14 protein-coding genes are annotated in these 19,137 nt (G+C 51.3%); 7 read left to right on the top strand and 7 right to left on the bottom strand.

Annotated elements, in window-relative coordinates:
- The coding region (locus tag FH871_RS30700; protein WP_138995150.1) for a hypothetical protein at positions 1 to 219 on the bottom strand (219 nt) is incomplete at its 3' end.
- Positions 220 to 856: 637 nt separating this feature from the next.
- On the opposite strand from FH871_RS30700, the gene FH871_RS30695 reads away from it, so the two are divergent.
- Positions 857 to 1,129: a hypothetical protein gene (locus FH871_RS30695; protein WP_138995149.1), complete on the top strand. Its 273-nt coding sequence runs from the start codon at positions 857 to 859 to the stop codon at positions 1,127 to 1,129.
- Complete coding sequence (locus FH871_RS30690; protein ID WP_138995148.1) at positions 1,126 to 1,467, top strand: LytTR family DNA-binding domain-containing protein; 342 nt, start codon at positions 1,126 to 1,128, stop codon at positions 1,465 to 1,467. Before FH871_RS30695 ends, FH871_RS30690 begins: the two co-directional genes overlap by 4 nt.
- A gap of 62 nt (positions 1,468 to 1,529) precedes the next feature.
- Here FH871_RS30690 and FH871_RS30685 read toward each other — a convergent pair whose 3' ends face one another.
- The 3 genes from FH871_RS30685 to FH871_RS30675 form a co-directional block, all read right to left on the bottom strand.
- Positions 1,530 to 2,801 carry an N-acetyl sugar amidotransferase gene (locus tag FH871_RS30685; protein ID WP_138995147.1) on the bottom strand — a complete coding sequence of 424 codons (1,272 nt, stop codon included), beginning with the start codon at positions 2,799 to 2,801 and terminating at the stop codon, positions 1,530 to 1,532.
- 61 nt (positions 2,802 to 2,862) lie between these two features.
- Positions 2,863 to 5,199 (bottom strand): tyrosine-protein kinase family protein, encoded by a 2,337-nt coding sequence (locus tag FH871_RS30680; RefSeq protein ID WP_138995146.1) that lies wholly within the window; start codon positions 5,197 to 5,199, stop codon positions 2,863 to 2,865.
- Between the two features lie 601 nt (positions 5,200 to 5,800).
- Positions 5,801 to 6,076 carry a hypothetical protein gene (locus tag FH871_RS30675; RefSeq protein ID WP_138995145.1) on the bottom strand — a complete coding sequence of 92 codons (276 nt, stop codon included), beginning with the start codon at positions 6,074 to 6,076 and terminating at the stop codon, positions 5,801 to 5,803.
- An 18-nt stretch (positions 6,077 to 6,094) separates the two neighbouring features.
- Here FH871_RS30675 and FH871_RS30670 point away from each other — a divergent pair, with 18 nt between their 5' ends.
- Positions 6,095 to 6,910 (top strand): TerC family protein, encoded by an 816-nt coding sequence (locus FH871_RS30670; protein ID WP_138995144.1) that lies wholly within the window; start codon positions 6,095 to 6,097, stop codon positions 6,908 to 6,910.
- 60 nt (positions 6,911 to 6,970) lie between these two features.
- Here FH871_RS30670 and FH871_RS30665 read toward each other — a convergent pair whose 3' ends face one another.
- Positions 6,971 to 7,630: a hypothetical protein gene (locus FH871_RS30665; RefSeq protein WP_138995143.1), complete on the bottom strand. Its 660-nt coding sequence runs from the start codon at positions 7,628 to 7,630 to the stop codon at positions 6,971 to 6,973.
- Between the two features lie 135 nt (positions 7,631 to 7,765).
- On the opposite strand from FH871_RS30665, the gene FH871_RS30660 reads away from it, so the two are divergent.
- On the top strand, positions 7,766 to 9,274 hold the full coding sequence (locus tag FH871_RS30660) for an NADH-quinone oxidoreductase subunit N (RefSeq protein WP_138995142.1): 1,509 nt from the start codon (positions 7,766 to 7,768) through the stop codon (positions 9,272 to 9,274).
- 44 nt (positions 9,275 to 9,318) lie between these two features.
- Positions 9,319 to 10,431 carry a family 20 glycosylhydrolase gene (locus tag FH871_RS30655; RefSeq protein ID WP_138995141.1) on the top strand — a complete coding sequence of 371 codons (1,113 nt, stop codon included), beginning with the start codon at positions 9,319 to 9,321 and terminating at the stop codon, positions 10,429 to 10,431.
- A 75-nt stretch (positions 10,432 to 10,506) separates the two neighbouring features.
- Here the strand turns inward: FH871_RS30655 and FH871_RS30650 are convergent, their stop codons facing one another.
- Positions 10,507 to 12,960 (bottom strand): T9SS type A sorting domain-containing protein, encoded by a 2,454-nt coding sequence (locus tag FH871_RS30650; RefSeq protein WP_171063012.1) that lies wholly within the window; start codon positions 12,958 to 12,960, stop codon positions 10,507 to 10,509.
- Between the two features lie 651 nt (positions 12,961 to 13,611).
- Here FH871_RS30650 and FH871_RS30645 point away from each other — a divergent pair.
- Entirely contained in the window at positions 13,612 to 15,504 is a 1,893-nt protein-coding gene (locus tag FH871_RS30645) for an amidophosphoribosyltransferase (RefSeq protein ID WP_138995139.1), read from the top strand.
- 105 nt (positions 15,505 to 15,609) lie between these two features.
- Here the strand turns inward: FH871_RS30645 and FH871_RS30640 are convergent, their stop codons facing one another.
- Complete coding sequence (locus tag FH871_RS30640; protein ID WP_229317724.1) at positions 15,610 to 16,929, bottom strand: vanadium-dependent haloperoxidase; 1,320 nt, start codon at positions 16,927 to 16,929, stop codon at positions 15,610 to 15,612.
- A gap of 189 nt (positions 16,930 to 17,118) precedes the next feature.
- Here FH871_RS30640 and dnaG point away from each other — a divergent pair, with 189 nt between their 5' ends.
- Positions 17,119 to 19,104, top strand: coding sequence for a DNA primase (gene dnaG, locus FH871_RS30635; RefSeq protein ID WP_138995137.1), 1,986 nt, complete (start codon positions 17,119 to 17,121; stop codon positions 19,102 to 19,104).
- Positions 19,105 to 19,137: the final 33 nt, after the last annotated feature.

Raw genomic sequence — 19,137 nt, 5'->3', positions numbered from 1 at the left:
GTTGGCACTCTGCACCTGAATGGGCAAGGCCGTGGGCGTCGTGGCTGTTCCTTTGTTGAAATAAGCCCGGGCCGAGGCCCCGAAAGATCCTTGCAGGCCGACGGTTTCGCCGGGTTGGGCCGAGGGGCTGGCATTGAATATAACCGGTTGGGCTCTGGCGATTGGTGAACCAAGAACGTTACCCAGCAGAACAGAAAGCCAAAAAAGAAATCGGTACATCGTTACGTAGAAATTTTATACCTGCCATACCTGCTCACCGGCCCAATGCGGTGATAAAAGTACTTCGAAATCATCAACAAACCACCAAAAAATCCCTGCTAAAACCGGGATTTCGACGCGATGTCCACCGTGCCACCGACTGGTCGAACGGATGAAAACCCAAAAAGCCCCTGCGTATACGCCCCGGAGTCCCCTTCATTTAACCGGCCCCCGTGTGACAATTACTGTGCCAAATAAGCGCAAATCGCCTTGATTCCAGCGGAGTGATTTTACGGTATTGGATTCAGATGACAGGATCATAAATAATTTACCTTTTCAACAAATTTTTATGAATTGAACTATAAACCACACAAAATGGCACTGAAATTGGATGAACACGCATGAACTTATACTCTCACAAGTTTTTACTCATCTGAGCGATTCTCCGGAATCCACTAGGGTGGCTATGCAAGTGAGTTATCAACTACCTGAAATGTCTTTCTGGTTTACTCAACGCCACCGCTTTCAAACTGAAGTTGCAGAGTCTCCGAACCGGGTTGTTCCATCAACCGGATCGGATGAGACGGAGATCCCTTTGGAGGCTCTTCTGGATCATTTCCAGGTTTGGGAACAGCAACGGCTTTCGTTATCACAAATTATGGCAAAGGCCCGCTGGTTTGTCCTGTGGCACCAGCCGTCCGGCGATTCAACACCGTATGGTTTTGCCGTTCTGGCCGAGTGTCCGAATGCCATCTATGGCTACAGTTTGTGGGCGCGTCAGAGTGGTCGGATTCAACGGATCGCAACGGCGACTGACAAAACGATGCTGGATTATTTCTTACAGGCAGAACGGTGTGAATTAACCACAGAAGCGGTTCGGGTTCGTTTATTTCTGCAAAACGTCACCCACCAATTGACGACTTCTTCATGATGCAGCAGCAAGCGGGCTCTCTACAACTAAGAGGATATAAAGTACCCCTGTCGCTCTCCGATCTCATCTGGCTGGAGGGCAATAGCAATTACAGCCTGTTGCACCGCAGTAATGCCCCCAACCTGATGACTGCCCGAACGCTGGTTCGCTGGCAGAAAATGCTTCCCGAGTTCATCCGCATCAGCCGGGGTGCCCTCGTCAACCCCACGCACATCGCTCGCCTTCACCGGATTTCCACCTACCAGGTCGAACTCACCCTGACCAACGGCACGGTTTTGCTGGTAGCCCGCCGACGCATCGCCGAAGTCTTCAGAGCCGTCAAATCGGCCAATAACTAAGCCCCATCCCGAATTGCTTCGCTGTTCCGCGTCCGTCCGAAAACCGGCGGGTTCTTTTTTTTCTAACTGGCATACTTCAAGTACAAAATATGGGGCAAAATCCGCAGTTTGCAGGCCACCCAGATTGGCAGACGCAGCAGCCGGATCAGCGGCAGATACGTCTTAAAATCCTTGTGTGACCGGGGAGCGCGGTAATAAACCCGCTCCCACTCTTCGAGCGTCCACCCCAATTTGGCCACGGCATAGATCACCACCGACCGGTCGTACTGGTAAGCACTGGCTTCCAGCTCCGCAATGGCTTCTTCCCGCGTTTTCTGCCCGGAACGAACCAGCGCCGACAATTCCGTTTTGCGTTTATCGATATTGAATTTATTCGGCAACAGAAACGACTGAAAAAACTTGGTATACAGGTTCTTGTGGTGGTACCCGCCGTAATACACCCAGCCCAGGTCGTGAGCCAGAATTTCGTCTACTTTATTCTTGTTGTAATCGATGTATTCCAGCAACCGTACCTCCCGAATGCGTTTTACGAAACTGTAATAAAGCAGGTAGGGCAACATCATGATTTTGAAACTCCGGATGACCCCGCTGCCAAACCGCCGGTGAACATTTTTGATATACCGCCCGTCCATGTAAGTCCAGCTAATGGGCGAGGTGCCTTCGGTCCGGAATGAGTGCCCGTGCAGAATATAGCCAATGCCCTGTTTGGCCGCCGTTTCATACAATACGGAATGGATGGCGTAAACAGTCGGGATGTCGGCGTCGGGTACGGACGCTTTGAGAAAAGCCCGCTGCAAATCTTTGAACTCTTCCAGATCGGCCAACACCGTATGCAGATCTACCCGCAAGAGGTCGGTTGCTTTCCGGATGTTCGAAACGGCAATTTCGGTGTTCCAGCCGTTGTCGAAATATACCGCCAAAGGTCGGAGGCCCAGTTTGCGCGCCAGAAAAAGGGTGTAGATGCTATCACGACCGCCACTAACGCCCACAATGCAGTCATAGGTTTTGTTCCGGCCGGCTTTTTTGATCCGTTTCACAATCCGCTGCAAATCCTCCTCCATGTTTTTCAACGGATGGAGCCGCTCCATTTCGTCGTGGATGTAGCAGTATTTGCAGATGCCCGCGTCATCGAACCAGATATCGGAAACGGTTGTATCCAGCACACACCGGCTACAGCGCCGGAAATCGTCAACTTTCGTGAATTTCAACGAATCGGCCGTTGCGCTCCGGTCCCGGGAATGCCTGTGTCTGCGCTCCGACCGGGAAAACGCCAGTTTTTTTTCCGACGGTTCGTTTTTCCATTTCGCAAGAAAATCTTTTGGTACGGTAATCATGCCCGGCTTTTCAGATCGTTCATCCACCCGTCCATTGTATCAAAGCGGACGAGCTTCCGTTTCAGTGCAGCAAATATTTTCGCAACAGATTGGGCTTGTCATTGCCCGACTTCCGGTAGTAGTAATACCGGTAGTCGTACGAGTATTTATTTTTGACGGAATTCAGTACAACATTCAGTTTAGGAAACCGCTTCTCCTGATACAGCAAATCCACCAGTTTGAGATAGCTCCGGTTGGTAATATTATGGCGAATGGCATAGAGCGTCACGTCCACAAACGGCCCGATCAACTGGGCATCGGTCACCAGACCGATCGGCGGAGAATCGATAATGATGTTGTCAAACCGCGTACGGGCTTCTTCGATCAGCTCACGCAGACGCGGGCCGCTGAGCAATTCAGATGGGTTGAGCGGAATGGGGCCGCAGGAAATGATGAACAAATTATCGAATCCGGGTACCTGCTGCAGCACTTCGTCCAGCGTAGCCTCGCCCGTCAGGTAGCTGCTGCTGCCGCGAAAATTGAGCATGTTCAGCGCCTTGTGCAATTTGGGTCGGCGCAAATCCATATCCATGATTAGCGTTGGACGACCCACCAGCGCCATGCTCACCGCTACGTTGAGCGACAGAAACGACTTGCCTTCTCCACTCAGGCTGGATGTAAACAGCAACACCTGGCTATCGTTCGGGTTTTCGCGCAAAAACTGGAGATTCGTCCGCAGGGCCCGAATCTGTTCGGCCGCCACCGAGCGTTTCCGGCCATTTACCACCACCGGAAATTCGTGTCTGACGTAGGCAATCTCCCCAATTACGGGAGCCTTGGTGGCCTGATTGATTTCAGCCCGCCCGGAAACCCGCTCGTTAAAAAACCGTTTGATTCGGATCACAACGATGGGAATGAGCAGCCCGACAGTTCCGAACAGCAACAGGATCAGCCACTTGATGGGTTTTACCGGCTCAAGACTCCCGCTGGCAGCATCGATCACCTGACTGTTGGATGCGACGGAAGCAAACGAAAGGGCGGTTTCTTCCTGTTTCTGAAGCAAATAGTTATACAGGTTGTTCTTGATGGCCTGCTGCCGGGTGATGTTCATCAGCGCCCGCTCTTTCCCCGGTATAACGCCAATCCGGGCTTCAAGCCGTTTGTTGGCCGCCAGCAACTGGCTGCGCGTATTGGTCAGGATGCCGCGGAGCGTCGCCAGCGTTTCGCTGATGTTGGCCCGGGTGGCAAGAATCTGGTCGTCGAGCGAACGCAATACCGGACTTGGTTCCGGCGAATTCCGAAGCAGCACCGTCCGCTGTGTTTCGAGTTCCGTCAATTTACCAATCAAGGCGGTTAAGGTGGGATCGCTGAATTTGAGCGTTGTCGGCGGCCCACCCCGGTTTTCTCCTTTGCTGCGAACGTATTTTTCCACATCGCCCAGCGTACTGAGCTGAATGGCAACCCGGTTGAGTTGCGCGTCGTTGCTCTGCAAACTGCTCAGCAGCGACTGCGCTCCCGAGCCAATGCCCGAAATACCATTCACCGCCTTATAGGTTTCGATCGACTTCTCCAGCGTGGCCAATTCCGCAGAAACGAGCTTCAGGCGCGTCTGAATAAAGCTAAGGGTATTGGCTACAGCCCGGTTTTTTTCGGTGGTAGAAGCCGAACTGTAATTGGCAATCATCTGATTGAGAATGGCCTCCCCTTTGGTCGAAACGGCATCCTCGATGGTCAGCACCAGCACCGTCGACTCTTTGCCGCTGGGTGCAACGGTGAGTTTACTCTGGTAATAGCGAATGGTCTGGGCCTGCGACATGACCTGCACCACCAGTGGTTCGTTGGTGTAGACCACGGGCTGCTTGATAAAAATTTGTAAGCGCCCAAAAGGCGTGTTGATGATCTGGTTGGCCGGATAGACCCAATCGTTGAGCCGCACGGTAGTCGGGCTGATGATACCAATTTCCAGATCAGCCCGGTAGAGATTGGGCGTTGGGTCGGTCAGGACAATCCGGATTGGTGCTTCTTCATAAATTTCCCGTTTGCCGAAGGGCGTGCTGCGAAAATAGCGGATGTTCAACCCCAGCGAGTCGACTACCTTTTTCATCAACGAACTCGACTTCAGGATTTCAATTTCGTTTTCGATGACTTTTCCGGGGCTATAAGTCGTCAGGTCTTTCAGGAGGCCGTCGCCCGAGACCCCACTCTTCGGCGGCTCGTCTTTCACCAGCAAACTCGCCTGAACCCGGTAGATGGGCTCGGTAAACCAGATATAAACGAACCCGGCCACGATTAGTGTGATCAGCGAAATCAAAAACCACTTCCAGTGTTTCAGATAGTCCTTCAATGTTCCCTGTCCGTCGGAGGAGTTAATCTCGCCCTGAGGATACATAGGATAACTATACATATTCGATGACTTCATGAGCAACCGGCTTTGAAACGAAAAAAGTAAAATTCGGACCCGTCATCCCAAAGGACGGTTTATAACGTGTTTAGTATGAAGTTCGTATTAAGGAGGTTGTATGCATCAGGACGCCATTCATACGGAGGAAGTCTTTGAAATTTCATAACTTCCTTTTTCTTCAGAATTACCCGAAAAATGGTTTTCGCCATTTTTTTTACAATATTAACTCAAAAAAAGTTTTCCGGCTCATTATAAATACCTAAGTATTTACTCTTACCCCCCAATGCACCTTAAGAACCGTTTTTTCCGTCATTAAACAGACAGATAGTTTAATGATAAAGAGACGTTTTCAGCCAAAAAAAAGGCAATTTTACTCTATAGTAACCAAAATACACATTGTGTTCACTACAAATCTACGTTAATCAAATTTTATCTTACAAAATACAAATTGCAAATTTATTATATGGTGGCAGAAATAATTTACCAATCTTTTTTTGCTTGTCTATACATATGAAACAAATGTCTTGTAACCAGTCGAGTCTATCTTTTATCCCATTTTCGAAAAAATGCACCCCAAACAACATTATAACTATCAGAAAAACAACTAATTAAAGAAAATTTAACAAGAAAATGCCGGATATACAGCAGCAGCATACAACGCTGCATACCCTCCGGATAACTGTCCGACAATTAAAACCGTACCGCCGTAAATTCCGGGTTCTTTATACCTCAAAACAGATGAGCAGAATTCTTCACGGTCCGGTTTCTGTTTCCCCAACCAAATCACGGCAGTTGCGTGTGCCTGTTGCTTGAAACCTTTTGCTTTTTCAGGGTCGATTTTGATGAAAATGTTGCCTAACTGCCGTAAAGCGGGTAATTTGGGGCAATTCTCCAACGATCAAACTACCTACGAATGGATCAATTGTTCTCCGCCGAAAACATTGTTAGTCTGCTGACGCTGACATTTCTGGAAATTGTATTAGGAATCGATAACATCATTTTTATTTCCATTGCTGCCAATAAACTCGCTCCGGCCGACCAGCCCAAAGCCCGCAACATCGGCCTGCTGTTGGCCATGATTTTCCGGGTCGCGCTCCTGTTCGGAATTTCGGTTCTGATTTCGCTCAGCAAACCATTTATGCATTACGAAAGCCGTTGGTTAAGCGCTGCTTTTACGGGACAAAGCGTCATTCTGATCATTGGGGGGCTTTTTCTATTGTATAAAGCCACTTCGGAGATTCATCACAAACTGGAGGGAAGTTCGAATGAGGAGGAAGAAACCGCAGGTTCTCCAGTGAAAGCCAGCATCTCCGGCGTAGTGGCGCAAATTGCCATCATCAACGTCGTTTTTTCAATCGACTCCATTCTGACGGCGGTGGGATTAACTCAGAATGTGACGGTTATGATTATTGCCGTCGTCCTCTCCGTGCTGATCATGATGTTTTTTGCGGGCCCTGTCGGCAAATTCGTCAATGAACACCCGAGTATTCAAATGCTTGGCCTGGCCTTCCTGATCATGATTGGATTCATGCTTATTGCCGAGGGAGCCCACCTGGCCGAGTTTGTCTTCTTCAATGCTGAAATCGGCGCGGTTCCGAAAGGGTATCTCTACTTCGCCATTGCGTTTTCGCTGCTGGTCGAATTCCTCAACATGCGCCTGCGCAAGAAGCAACAGCCGGTTCAGCTACATGGCTACGAAGAACGCGCCAAACAGGAAGGCGTTATTTGAGAAACAGAGGTGAGACGTGAGACAAGAGAGGTGAGACGTGTACTGTATCACCTCTCTCCTCTATTTCGCGTTATAACTTTCCAGCAGCGTAATCAGGTTATTTTCTTCGCTCAGGTTCAGGTCCTGCTCTTTGATCAGTTTTTCGACGCGGTCTTTCTGGTCGGTCAACGCAGCCAGCACCGACTTCTTGTTTTTCTGAATGCGCTGCATCGTGCCGTCCGGTTTGGCAATAAAATACAGATCCTGCTTCTGAAACTCCTTCGTCACCGTCGCCGAGTTGAACGGCTTATTTTCGACGATATTCACTTTCGTATGCTTCAACAGCTTCGTCGGGCCATCCACCAGCACCTGGTAAAACGTGGCCGGGGTGTTGTTGTTCACGGCGGCAAACCCGTTCCGAAAGAGCAGTTCGTCGTTGTCCATGATCCGGAATTCCTTGATCGCCGACGGACTCAACCGGTACGTCTGGTTATTTTGCAGATACTCCAGTTCGCCCGCAAAGACGTCGTAACGCACTTTTAGGTTCGGATACGACTTGTTGCCGGCCGTCGTCACCGCCCCTTCTTTCCAGGCTTCGTTCAGATACGGCGACCCCTGCACATCCACGTATTTACTGGCTCTGAGCACCTGCCCATTGACATCGGTCAAAAAAACACCCTGCGCGCTGGCGAAAGTGGTCAGGCCAACGACAAACAGGCCCAAAATCAGCATTCTTTTCATGGGAAGAGTTCCGTTTAAAGGGTTGGTTGAAAGCCGGCATGGCATTCCTTACGACAAGATAACGAACCAACCCCAAAACCAGTACGCTTTTTTTGTACCTTTACCGCCATCACAATCTGCCTATTTTTCTGCGCTTTGCAACTCATTGATCAACTGAATGATAGTATACGGAGCTTATCCGGTTTCTGGCCGGAACTGGCGCTGGTCTTTGCCATTGCGATTCTCGTCGTAACCGATTTGGTGTTGCTCACCCGTTCAAAGCGCCCATCATCGGGTCAGGATTCAGTTCAGGCGCAAGCTCTTTCCAAAAACCGCCCTGTTCTTTACGGTCTTGCACTACTGGCGGTGGCGGTGGCCGGAGCGTTCGTAACCGGGCAGGAGTCGCAGCAAAAAGGCTTTCTTTTTAATTCCGTTCTCCTGCTCGACAACCAGGCGGTTTTTTATAAGCTGGTGGTTACGCTGGCGGCTTTTTTCGCCATTCTACACGCCTGGACGGTTTCTAAAACCCCAAATCCCCTCCCGTTCGACTGGCTTCCCATTCTGTTGGCCCTGCTCCTCGGCCTGTATCTGATGACGATGTCGGTCAACCTGCTGACGATTTACCTCAGCATCGAACTGGTTTCCATCAGTTCGTATCTGCTGACGGGTCTTTCGGCCAGCCGCAAAGCGTCGGAAGGCGGTTTGAAATACCTGCTTTTCGGAGCGGTGAGTTCGGCCATCATGCTGTATGGCATGTCGTTGCTCTACGGCTTGACCGGAACCCTGGCTTTGTCTGAATCGGTCGAACAACTGACTCAAAACGATTCGTTCGTCATTTATGTAGCCGGTTTTCTGACGCTGGGCGGTATTCTGTTCAAACTGTCGCTTGTGCCTTTCCACGTCTGGACGCCCGATGTCTACGAAGCTGCTCCAACACCCGTTGTGGCTTTCTTTTCGGTGGCTCCCAAGGCGGCTGCGTTGCTGGTGTTGATGCGTGTCCTGACGGCCTTACCGGCTAATTTTCAGACACCGATGGCAGTTATTGCGCTGGCCAGCATCACCCTCGGCAACCTCTCGGCACTCTGGCAAACCGATGCCAAACGGCTGCTGGCGTATTCGTCCATTGCCCACGCCGGTTTTCTGCTGGTGGGCGTTGTGGCTTTCAACGAAACGGGTTTCGAAGCTGCTACCTTTTACGTGGCCACGTATGTGTTCATCAACCTGGCGGCTTTTCTGCTCATCGACCTGTTAGCGCAGGCTCATAACGGCAGCCTGACCATTCAGGATTTCAGCGGATTAGGCACCAGCCAGCCGCTCCTCAGCGCGGCCCTCACGACTGTTATGATTGCCCTGACCGGTTTGCCGCCAACGGTCGGATTCACCGCCAAATTCCTGGCCTTTTCGGCACTACTGGAAGCCTATCAGACGAACGCGAATCCGTGGGTGCTGGCCCTGTTTGCCATCGGTTTGCTGAACGCCGTCATTTCCCTTTTTTACTACCTCCGCATTCCGTTTTTACTGTACTTTCGCCCCGCTTCTGCAACTAATTTATCAGACATTCATATCAACCGTCCGCAACTGATTTTAGCCACCGTTCTCACGGTTCCCGTCCTGGCCCTGTTTTTCAAGCCCGACTGGATTTTGCGCTGGATCGGCGGTTTATGACGGAAAAATCGGATACCCGTTTCTACCCTTTTTTCTTGTATGCTATGAAAATCTCTTCCCTCAAACACGGTTTACTGATTGGTTTCCTGTTGTTTTATCAGTGGTCCATGGCCCAGATTCCGGTCGACAGCCTGCTGCCCGTTCGTGGTTTCTGCATCGGTGCTCCCCAATCCAGCCGCGTGGATGAATTTGTGCAGTTTATCGAAAAGGAACTGGCTCCGCGGCAGGTGAATACGCTCATTCTGCGGGTCGATTTTAACTACGAATTCAAAAGCCATCCCGAATTGCGCGATAGCGTGGCATTGTCGCGACGGGAAGTGAAACGGATGGTGAACGCCTGTCAGAAACACCACATCCGGCTCATTCCGCAAATCAACCTGCTGGGCCATCAGTCGTGGGCGGCCAAAACCACCAATCTGCTGCGGGTTTATCCCCAATTCGACGAAACGCCCCACGTCAAAATGCCGGAGAAATACCAGTGGCCAAATGCCGACGGTCTGTATTGCAAGAGTTACTGCCCGCTGCACCCGGAGGTTCATAAAGTGGTTTTTGAGCTGGTGGATGAGATTTGCGACGTTTTTGAGGCCGATGCCTTTCATGCCGGCATGGATGAAGTGTTTTACATCGGCGACGACAAGTGTCCGCGCTGCTCGGGACGCGATAAAGCCGAGCTATTTGCCGGGGAGGTGAAAACCATTCGGGACCACCTGGCGCAAAACGGACGCACGCTGTGGATCTGGGGAGACCGGCTGCTGGACGGGAAAACCACCGGCCTGGGCATGTGGGAAGCCAGCATGAACAACACCCACCGCGCCATTGATTTGATTCCAAAAGATGTGCTGATCTGCGACTGGCACTACGAGCGCCCGGATCAGACGCCGGTTTATTTTGCCATGAAGGGCCTGAAGGTAATGACCTGTCCGTGGCGAATGCCAAAAAATGCGGTTTTGCAGGCACAGGATATGGCCAAGTTCCGGGCAACGGCGACCAAAACGATGAAAGACCGGTTTCACGGCATGATCCAAACCGTCTGGTCGGATGCCGGTTCTTTTCTGGATGAATATTACGGCCGAAAAAAGACGGATGAGTCCGGCAATACAGCCTCCAACTGCTTCCGGGCCCTGTACGAAGAGATCGGAAAAACCGCTTCCAACTAACCATTGTCACAAAAAAAAGTCCCCCGCTGCCTGTCGGCGGGGGACTTTGCAGAATCTAAAATTTAAGCCGTATGCTTACGGTTTGAGCAATTTAATCGTGCGAACCTGGCCCGCCGTGCTAACCCGCAGGAACAGCAAACCCGCCGGCTGCTGACCAACGCGCAGTGTCTGGCGCTCAATGGCGCCCGCAACCGGAATGGCCCGTTCGGTTACCACACGACCCTGTGCATCATTGATTTGCAGACGCAACGCCTGGTTTTCGGCACCCTCAATTTCAACCTCGATCTGGTTCGAGACCGGATTTCCCAAAACCGTTACTTTCAGGCCATTCCCTTCTGCCGAAGGAGAGGCAACCCGTCCGGATGGGGATGGGCAATTCAACGTTTTGGGCGAATTTTTCAATTGGTAACTGGAATTCAGCACCCGCCCGCCAATGACGCGCGTCGTACCGGTTTTCAATCCTGCCGGTGTCGGAATGCTGAACGCGTGGAAACCGTTTCCTTTGCCTGCGGTTTTCAGATCCTGCCGGAAATTGCTGGCTTCTACGATACCGACGCTATTGTTTCCTTCGAATAATTCTACGGTGATCGGAGCATTAGGCTGGTTTTTATCATACACCCAACCGGTCAGAATATCGCAGCTAACAGTTTGCAGGAAGCCTTCGAAATTACCCGTTACCGGGGTTGGCGTTGATCCACCCGTCACTACCAACGTCACACTGGTAGAACTGGTTGTGGTTCCATCATCGGCCGTATAGTTCAGCAGGAACGTTCCGGCAATGGTCGGTGTGCCGCTCACCACCCGGGTGGTTCCGTCGAAATTCAGGTTTGCCGGTAATCCGGTCAATCCATACGTTAACGGTTCGGAATCGGTAAAAGCCGGCAAGGCACCGGATGTATACGCTTCATTCACCGTTGCCGAGAGAGTAGCCACAGAGGGCGCCACCGGAGCCGGATTAACCACCCCGCAGAACAGCGATCTAGGAGAATCTTTCAACTGATAGGTACTGTTCAGGACCCGGGCCGTCAGCACGTGCGTGACACCGTCTTTCAGGACCTCCGGCGTCGGGACGTTATAGGCGTGCATCCCGTTTCCTTTACCGGCCGTCAGCAAATCCTGCCGGAAGTTCCCGGCATTAATCACCAACAGCAGATTGTTTCCTTCAAATAAACCAACCTGTAAGGCCGTATTGGCCTTATTGCGATCCCAGACCCAGCCCGTCAGGTTCGTACAGCTTACGGTTTGCATAAACCCTTCGAAGTTACCTGTTACAGTCGGTACTTCGATAGTCACCGTCACCGGGGAACTACAGTTTCTCGTGTCAGGTAACGTGCAGGTTGCGGTGTAGGTCGTTGTTGCGGTCAGTGCCGGTGTTGTGAACAAATTACCCGTGGCTCCGCCGGGAGACCAGGTAACCGTACCGCCCACACAGCCCGTGGCCGTTAGGGACGCGGTTGCTCCCGCGTTGACGGTTTGGCTGGACGGCGTAACCGTAAAACCCGCCGGAAGAACGCTCTGACCACCCGTAGCAACGGCCTGAGCCTGAGCCCCCGAGGTAAAGATGGCGGTTGCGCCGGAAACCGGGTCCAGATAAGAGGCCCCGGCTGGGAATGTATTGTAAGCCGCCAGGCCGGCAAAGGTCGATGGCCAACCGCCCGCCAGCGGATCTTCTTCCGCCTTGTCCCGCTCGATGTACAGACAGTTCGTGCAGGAGGTGGCCTGAAACGTATTACAGTAAACACTCAGGCTGTAGCCGCGCAAACGCAGGGCCGCCCGTGGAATGGACCCACCGGTCGATCCGGCGAAAGTATTTCCTGTAATCTTGCCTCCTTGTGCATCTACATTAACCAGCAGATTTCCCCCCGCCGAGGTTCCGGCAGTTCCGGTGATCTGGTTATCGGAAAAGTCCAGGTAGAAAATACGATTTCCGGGTGAGCCCCCATTAAAGAAAACCAGGGCGCGGGCTACGTTAGGGACTTCGAACTGGTTGCCGACACTGGGATTATCCCCGACAAAAGTCTTTCCGGAAAATATATTATCCTTAATATCCAGCACATTAGCAAACTTCCCATACACCGTCAGCAGCCCCAGATCCCCCTTGGCAACGATTTCATTGTTATGAACTTTAACATTCTGGGATTTAATCAGGATGGCCGCGTTTTCAACGGCGGGATTGTTGTTGTCGAATCCGACGATGGTAAACCCACTGACTTCAACGTCAGAGATTCCCGCGTCAATGATGACGGTTGCTTCTGCGCCCCCTGTTTGCCCCACAATGGTGGTGCTGGTTCGGCCCGCTCCCGTAATCCTGAGGTTTTTCGTAATCATAATGTTTTCATTGTAGGTGCCCGCAGGTACGGCGATGACAGAAGTCTCCGAAGCCACGTCAATCGCGGCCTGTATGGTTGCAAAACTACCGGTACCGTCGACGGTAATTTGGGCAAAAAGTCCGGGCGTAAGGCCCAAAAGCAACACCAGTGACACCCCAAGGGCCTTCAGCCGACGGGATAAGCCAAGTGTACGATTCAAAGATTTCAAGAAGGTAAATGTTTTCATTGATAGGCACCTGATTACAGATAAATGGTAGAGAAAAATGATGCAACAGTGTTAGCAGGATACCGGCCGGAACCCTGAATAAAGAGCAGTTGAGACAATGCCTCGCGTTGTCCAGTGAACGGATCACTGGCTAGTGTGGAAAGCGAATCCCGGAGGATACCGTTGAATTCTAGATAATTAAACGGAAAGTACGTCCTGAATCAGGAGCGGCAGAAAAAAGGAGGAGAACTAATCGTGTTGGTGTAGCGAAGTTTCATGGGGGACAGAGTTATATGTGAGAATAGGCAATTTCACACCCGAATTTTATCAGGTATGACCAATATTACACCTGTAATTTGTACTTTCAAAATAGCATTTATCAAATAACTCAGGCAATAATTTATTAAAATCCTAAAAAATAAATATATATCATTGATATACAGGCAATAAAACACACATTAACAGACAAAATATTTTTCATTTTTTGATACAACTATCTTTTTAGCCGGTTTAGAGAGCCCGGAAGAAAAAAGTCTTGTTAACGGTAGGGAATCCGTTTTATCCTTTTCGTAACTTTGCCTTAACTTCATCTGAACGAAAAGCAACCATCGGAAGTTACCTTCATAACAACCTAAAACACCAGGCATGAGCGACGCCATAAAGCACGAGTGCGGTATTGCCCTGATAAGGCTCCGCAAGCCGTACCAATATTATATCGATAAGTACGGCACTCATTTATACGGCATCAATAAACTGTACCTGCTGATGGAAAAACAGGTAAACCGGGGCCAGGACGGCGCCGGGGTTGCCAACATCAAAATTGACGTGCCGCCCGGCCACCGCTACATCAGCCGCTACCGCTCGGTAGCCAGCCAGCCGGTCGCCGACATCTTCCAGAAGATCAACAAAAAATTCCGCAAAGCGCTGAAAAACAACAAGGAGAAAGCCCGCGATGCCCGCTGGCTTCAGGAAAACCTTGCGTTTACGGGTGAAGTGTGGATGGGTCACCTGCGATACGGGACCCACGGAGCGAACGAAATTGAGAACTGTCACCCGATGCTCCGCCAGAACAACTGGCGCAGCCGCAACCTCGTGATGGCTGGCAATTTCAACATGACCAACGTCGAAGAACTCTTCGATAAACTGGTTTCGCTGGGTCAACACCCGAAAGATGAGGTCGATACGGTGACGGTCATGGAAAAAATCGGGCACTTTCTGGACGAAGAAAACCAACGCGTGTTCGATCGGTTTAAAGGCATCTACGAAAATCCCGACCTGTCGGACATCATCGAGGATAACATGGACCTGCAACGCGTGTTGCACCGCTCCTGCCGGGATTTCGACGGCGGTTATTCGATGGTCGGTATGACGGGTTTCGGCGCTGCGTTTGTGGCCCGCGATCCGGCCGGTATTCGTCCGGCTTATTATTATGCCGATGACGAAGTAGTGGTGGTGGCGTCCGAAAAACCAGCCATCAAAACCGCTTTCAACGTCGAGTACAACCAGATTCAGGAGGTGAAGCCCGGACACGCGCTGATCATCGACAAATACGGCGAATACGACGAATACGAATTCATCAAGCCGATTGAAAAACGGTCATGTAGCTTCGAGCGGATTTATTTCTCCCGCGCTTCTGATCCCGATATTTACAACGAGCGTAAAATGCTCGGGAAACTGCTGATTCCGCAGATCTTGCAGGAAATCGATTACGATCTGGAGAATACGGTTTTCTCGTACATTCCCAACACCGCCGAAACGTCCTTCTTCGGCATGGTCGAAGGCCTGGAGGAATACCTGGCCAAACAGCGCAAGAAAGCCATCATGGACGGTATTCTGTTTGAACAGGATCTCGACCGGCTGCTGTCGTTCCGCCCCCGGATCGAAAAACTCGTGTCGAAAGATGTCAAACTCCGTACGTTCATTACTGACGACTCCCAACGGGATGAGATGGTGGCCCACGTCTACGACACAACCTTCGAAGTAATTCGTAAAGGCGTTGACAATGTGGTGGTTATCGACGACTCCATCGTTCGGGGGACGACACTTGAAAAGAGCATACTGAAAATGCTTGACCGGCTCGGCCCCAAGAAAATCATCATTGTTTCGTCGGCTCCCCAGATTCGATTCCCCGATTGCTACGGCATCGACATGTCGAAAATGAAGGAGTTTGTGGCTTTCCGGGCCACCTTGCAACTGCTGAAAGAAAGCGGTCTGGAAAACCGGGTCGATGAGGTATACGCGCAGTGCGTAGCGGCCATCGAATCCGGAAACGCATCCAACGTAAACTACGTCAAAGCCTTGTACAATCCGTTTACGCACGATCAGATTTCCGATAAAGTCGCCGAAATTGTGACCCCGAAAGATCTGAAAGCCGATGTAGCGGTTATTTTCCAAACAGTCGAAAACCTCCGCAAGGCGTGTGCCAATCACTCCGGTGACTGGTATTTCACCGGGAATTATCCGACGCCAGGTGGCAACAAAGTCGTTAACAAAGCCTTCGTGAATTTTATGGAAGGCAAGGGCGTACGGGCTTATTGAAAAGCCCTGAAAGCACCATAAAGTAAAAATGTAATGGCAAACGCCGAATGTAAAAGTGACTGCTGCCAAGCTACTTTTACATTCGGCGTTTGCCATTTAAATGGATCATTTTTTCCAGCTTAGGCTGTTGATATTCTTCCCGATTTCCTTTCCGGTCATCAAACCGGTTTCGTTGTCCTGCCGGGTGTGAATACCGCCCAGATAACGCGAGTAGGCCGACTCTTCGGCGGCTTGCCAAAACGAAGTAAAACTCCGCGCTTTAAAATCCGTGTTGCGTTTCAAGTCCCGAACCCGGCTGATGTGTGAGTCATCCGTAAACGAAAACGATTCACCGTACAGACCACCCAAAACCGTGGCCGCAGCCGCCGATTGCGTGGCATGCCCGGAGGTGTAGCCCGGAAAAGGCGGAGCAGGCCAGAACGGAATCCAGGCCGGATCGATGGCCCGACGCACAAACGTGTAGGGACGTTCATTGTTGAACACATATTTGCACTTCCAGCAAACCGTAAAGGCATCGGCCACGGCCATACCGGTGCGGGCGAGTGTTTCGGCGGCTTTCCCCAGATCGGCATTGGCAGTTAGAATGGCAATGCGAGCCAGGTTATACGAATGGCCGGGGGGCGTAAAGGTTTCGCTCGGATCGTCGGCCCACCAGATCGAAATTTCTTTCTCCATCTGTGTCAGGGATTTGTTTTTGGTATACACTTCCAGGTACTGCGCAAAATACTGTGATTTGACATCGGCCGAAATCGGGAGCGGTTTCGGCATTGGCAAGCTTGCGTTCGTCGCCACAAACGTCCGGTTTTTACCCCAGTAGGGTTGCATCGGAATCTTCCGCCCGTTTTCCGTGGTTTGCCACGAACCGTTGAAGAGCGGCACCTGGAAATTGGCGGGGAAATTGCGGTTGTAGCCTTCGTGTCCACCGTCGGTTTTCGACCATTCAAAAATCGCGTCGGCGATCTGCCTGCCAAAGGCCACCGAGCGATCCACGACCTCACGGCTGCCGGTTTCGGTTTTCAATTCTGTCAGCGTCAAAATTTCCAGCGAATCGATTTTTGCTTTGTTCGCATCACTGGTATTGGCGAAGAGATTCCGCAGGACCTGAGCTTCCGCAGCGTTGGCCGAAATCGCCCAGTTATAGACGGCTTTGGTGTCTGCCTGCGGCAAATGGGTCAGGCCGGTAAGTTGTCCTGCCAGCGATCGATGGGTTGGCAAACCGGGTACAACGGCTTCGTAGAGTGCTAATCCACCATAGCCCAACGCCCGGGAAGCCACCGGCGGAGTGAACCCCGCCGTATTTCGGAGCAGGTACAGGTTTATCGCCGACCATCGCAAGGCCACTTCCCCGCTGTATTGATCAGCGGTTTTGGACTGTGGAGATACCGGCTCATCCTTCGTACTTTTCGTACAATCGGTCACCACCATCAGTAGAAAAATATTGACAAAAACAATATTTGCTTGTCGAATCAAATTTAACAGCGTTAGATTTATCCATCTCAGAGGCATGGCCGTATCCGGTTGGTGGTAAAAAAAGGGAGGAGATCGGGGAGCTTCCCGACAACTCATATTAGCAAAAACGTTGCCAAAACCGGGTGGAGTTACGTACCTTTGATTATGCGTATTCCTGAGGAAACCATCGACCGAATCCGTCAGACCGCGGATATTATCGACGTGGTTAGTGACTATGTCTCGCTCAAAAAGCGGGGCCAGAACTGGATTGCTTGCTGCCCGTTTCACAACGAAAAGACGCCGTCGTTCAACGTTTCGCCCGTACGTCAGATCTACAAATGCTTCGGCTGCGGCAAAGCGGGTGATCCGGTGCGGTTTGTGATGGACATTGAAAACATCGGTTATCCGGAAGCCCTGCGGCATCTGGCCAAAAAATACGGCATCGAAGTCGCCGAAGAACAACTGACGCCCGATGAGCTGATTCGGCAAAATGAGCGGGAGAGCCTGTTCATTGTCCTGAATTTTGCCAAAGACTTTTACCATTCGCACTTATTGAAGTCGGACGAAGGCCAGAGCATTGGTCTGAGCTATTTCCGAGAGCGGGGATTTCTGGACAATACCGTTCAATCGTTCGAACTGGGCTATAGTTCCGACCAGTGGGACGCGCTGCTCCAGGAAGCGACCCGCCGGGGATATCGCGCGGAACTGCTTGAAAAAGCGGGCCTGGTCTTATCGAAAGAAGGCGGCAAAACGTATGACCGGTTTCGGGGACGGGTGATTTTTCCAATTCACAACGTTGCTGGCCGGGTGATTGCATTTGGCGCGCGCATCCTGAAAACGGATAAGAACCAGCCGAAGTACATCAACTCGCCCGAGACGGAAGTTTACCACAAAAGCCAGGTTCTGTACGGCATCTTTCAGGCCAAGAATACCATCCGGCAGGAAGACATTTGTTACCTAACGGAGGGTTATACGGACGTGCTCTCACTGCACCAGGCCGGGATCAAAAATGTGGTGGCTTCGTCGGGTACATCGCTGACCATCGAGCAGATTCGACTGATCAGCCGGTTTACCCAAAACGTAACCATTCTGTATGACGGCGATGCCGCGGGCATCAAAGCCGCCCTGCGTGGGCTGGATATGGTGCTGGAAGAGGGGCTGAACGTGAGCGTGGCGACGTTTCCCGACGGCGACGATCCCGACAGCTATGTTCGGAAAGTAGGGGCTGAAACCTTTAAAAAATACCTCAGCCAGCACTCCAACGATTTCATTACGTTCAAGACTGACATTCTCCTGAAAGACGCGGGGGATAATCCGTTTAAGCGGGCAGAGATTATCTCGGAAGTGATCCAGAGCATTTCCAAAATACCGGATCCAATCAAGCGGCAGGTGTTTTTTCAGAAAACCGCCCGCCAGCTCCAGGTCGATGAGCAGACGCTGATTTCGGAAAGCAACCGGATGGTGCTCGGCCAGCAGAAACAGCAACTGAAGCAACAACAGGACAAGGCGACAGCGCCCGGAAGAGCCGCCGGCCCGGCAGCCATACCCGAAGAACTAACGGAGATTCTGAACGATTTTTCGGTGGAAGCTCCTTCGGTCGAGCGCCGGACTGTCGATCCGCTGCATCCCAAAACCCGCTCTTCCCTCTCCTACCAGGAAGAAGAATGCGTTCGGCTACTGGTCAATTACGGCGCTCACGAACTGGAGCCCGACATATCGGTTTGCCATTACATGCTGAGTGAATTGGGAGATATGGAATTTGTGACGCCGGTTTTTAACGAAATGCTGCGGGAAATTCGGGAGGGATTTGTGGCCAACGAAATACGAACGGCTGACTATTTTCTGAAACATCAGAACCAGGAATACCAGCACCAGGTTATTGGTCTGGTTACGTTTCGGCATCAGCTCAGTGAAAACTGGCTCAAACACGAAATTTACGTTCCGACAGAAGTGGATAAATTAGCCGATGCCGCTTTCTCCAATATTTTACGATTGAAGAAGCTGGTGGCCGAGCAACGGATGCGCGACATCAAACAACAGATTGTTCAGGCAACCGACCCGGCAGAAAGCGACCGACTGATGGTAGAATACATGCACTACAAAAAAGTAGATATCGAGATCGGTCGACTATTGGGAACCGTTATATCGTAACCTAGGTGAACAGTTGGCAACAGGCCTGGAGGA

Origin of the sequence: Larkinella sp. C7 (assembly GCF_006149005.1) — a bacterium.
In the GTDB taxonomy this organism is placed as follows: Bacteria; Bacteroidota; Bacteroidia; order Cytophagales; family Spirosomataceae; genus Larkinella.
Note: the sequence above shows the minus strand (reverse complement) of the source record. Positions and strands in the feature narration are given on the sequence as shown.

Excerpts from the sequence above, each read along its gene's own strand:
- dnaG (WP_138995137.1), top strand. The coding sequence starts at position 17,119 with ATGCGTATTCCTGAGGAAACCATCGACCGAATCCGTCAGACCGCGGAT.
- FH871_RS30645 (WP_138995139.1), top strand. The coding sequence starts at position 13,612 with ATGAGCGACGCCATAAAGCACGAGTGCGGTATTGCCCTGATAAGGCTC.
- FH871_RS30680 (WP_138995146.1), bottom strand. The coding sequence starts at position 5,199 with ATGAAGTCATCGAATATGTATAGTTATCCTATGTATCCTCAGGGCGAG.
- FH871_RS30695 (WP_138995149.1), top strand. The coding sequence starts at position 857 with ATGGCAAAGGCCCGCTGGTTTGTCCTGTGGCACCAGCCGTCCGGCGAT.
- FH871_RS30685 (WP_138995147.1), bottom strand. The coding sequence starts at position 2,801 with ATGATTACCGTACCAAAAGATTTTCTTGCGAAATGGAAAAACGAACCG.
- FH871_RS30665 (WP_138995143.1), bottom strand. The coding sequence starts at position 7,630 with ATGAAAAGAATGCTGATTTTGGGCCTGTTTGTCGTTGGCCTGACCACT.
- FH871_RS30655 (WP_138995141.1), top strand. The coding sequence starts at position 9,319 with ATGAAAATCTCTTCCCTCAAACACGGTTTACTGATTGGTTTCCTGTTG.
- FH871_RS30640 (WP_229317724.1), bottom strand. The coding sequence starts at position 16,929 with ATGGTGGTGACCGATTGTACGAAAAGTACGAAGGATGAGCCGGTATCT.
- FH871_RS30690 (WP_138995148.1), top strand. The coding sequence starts at position 1,126 with ATGATGCAGCAGCAAGCGGGCTCTCTACAACTAAGAGGATATAAAGTA.
- FH871_RS30670 (WP_138995144.1), top strand. The coding sequence starts at position 6,095 with ATGGATCAATTGTTCTCCGCCGAAAACATTGTTAGTCTGCTGACGCTG.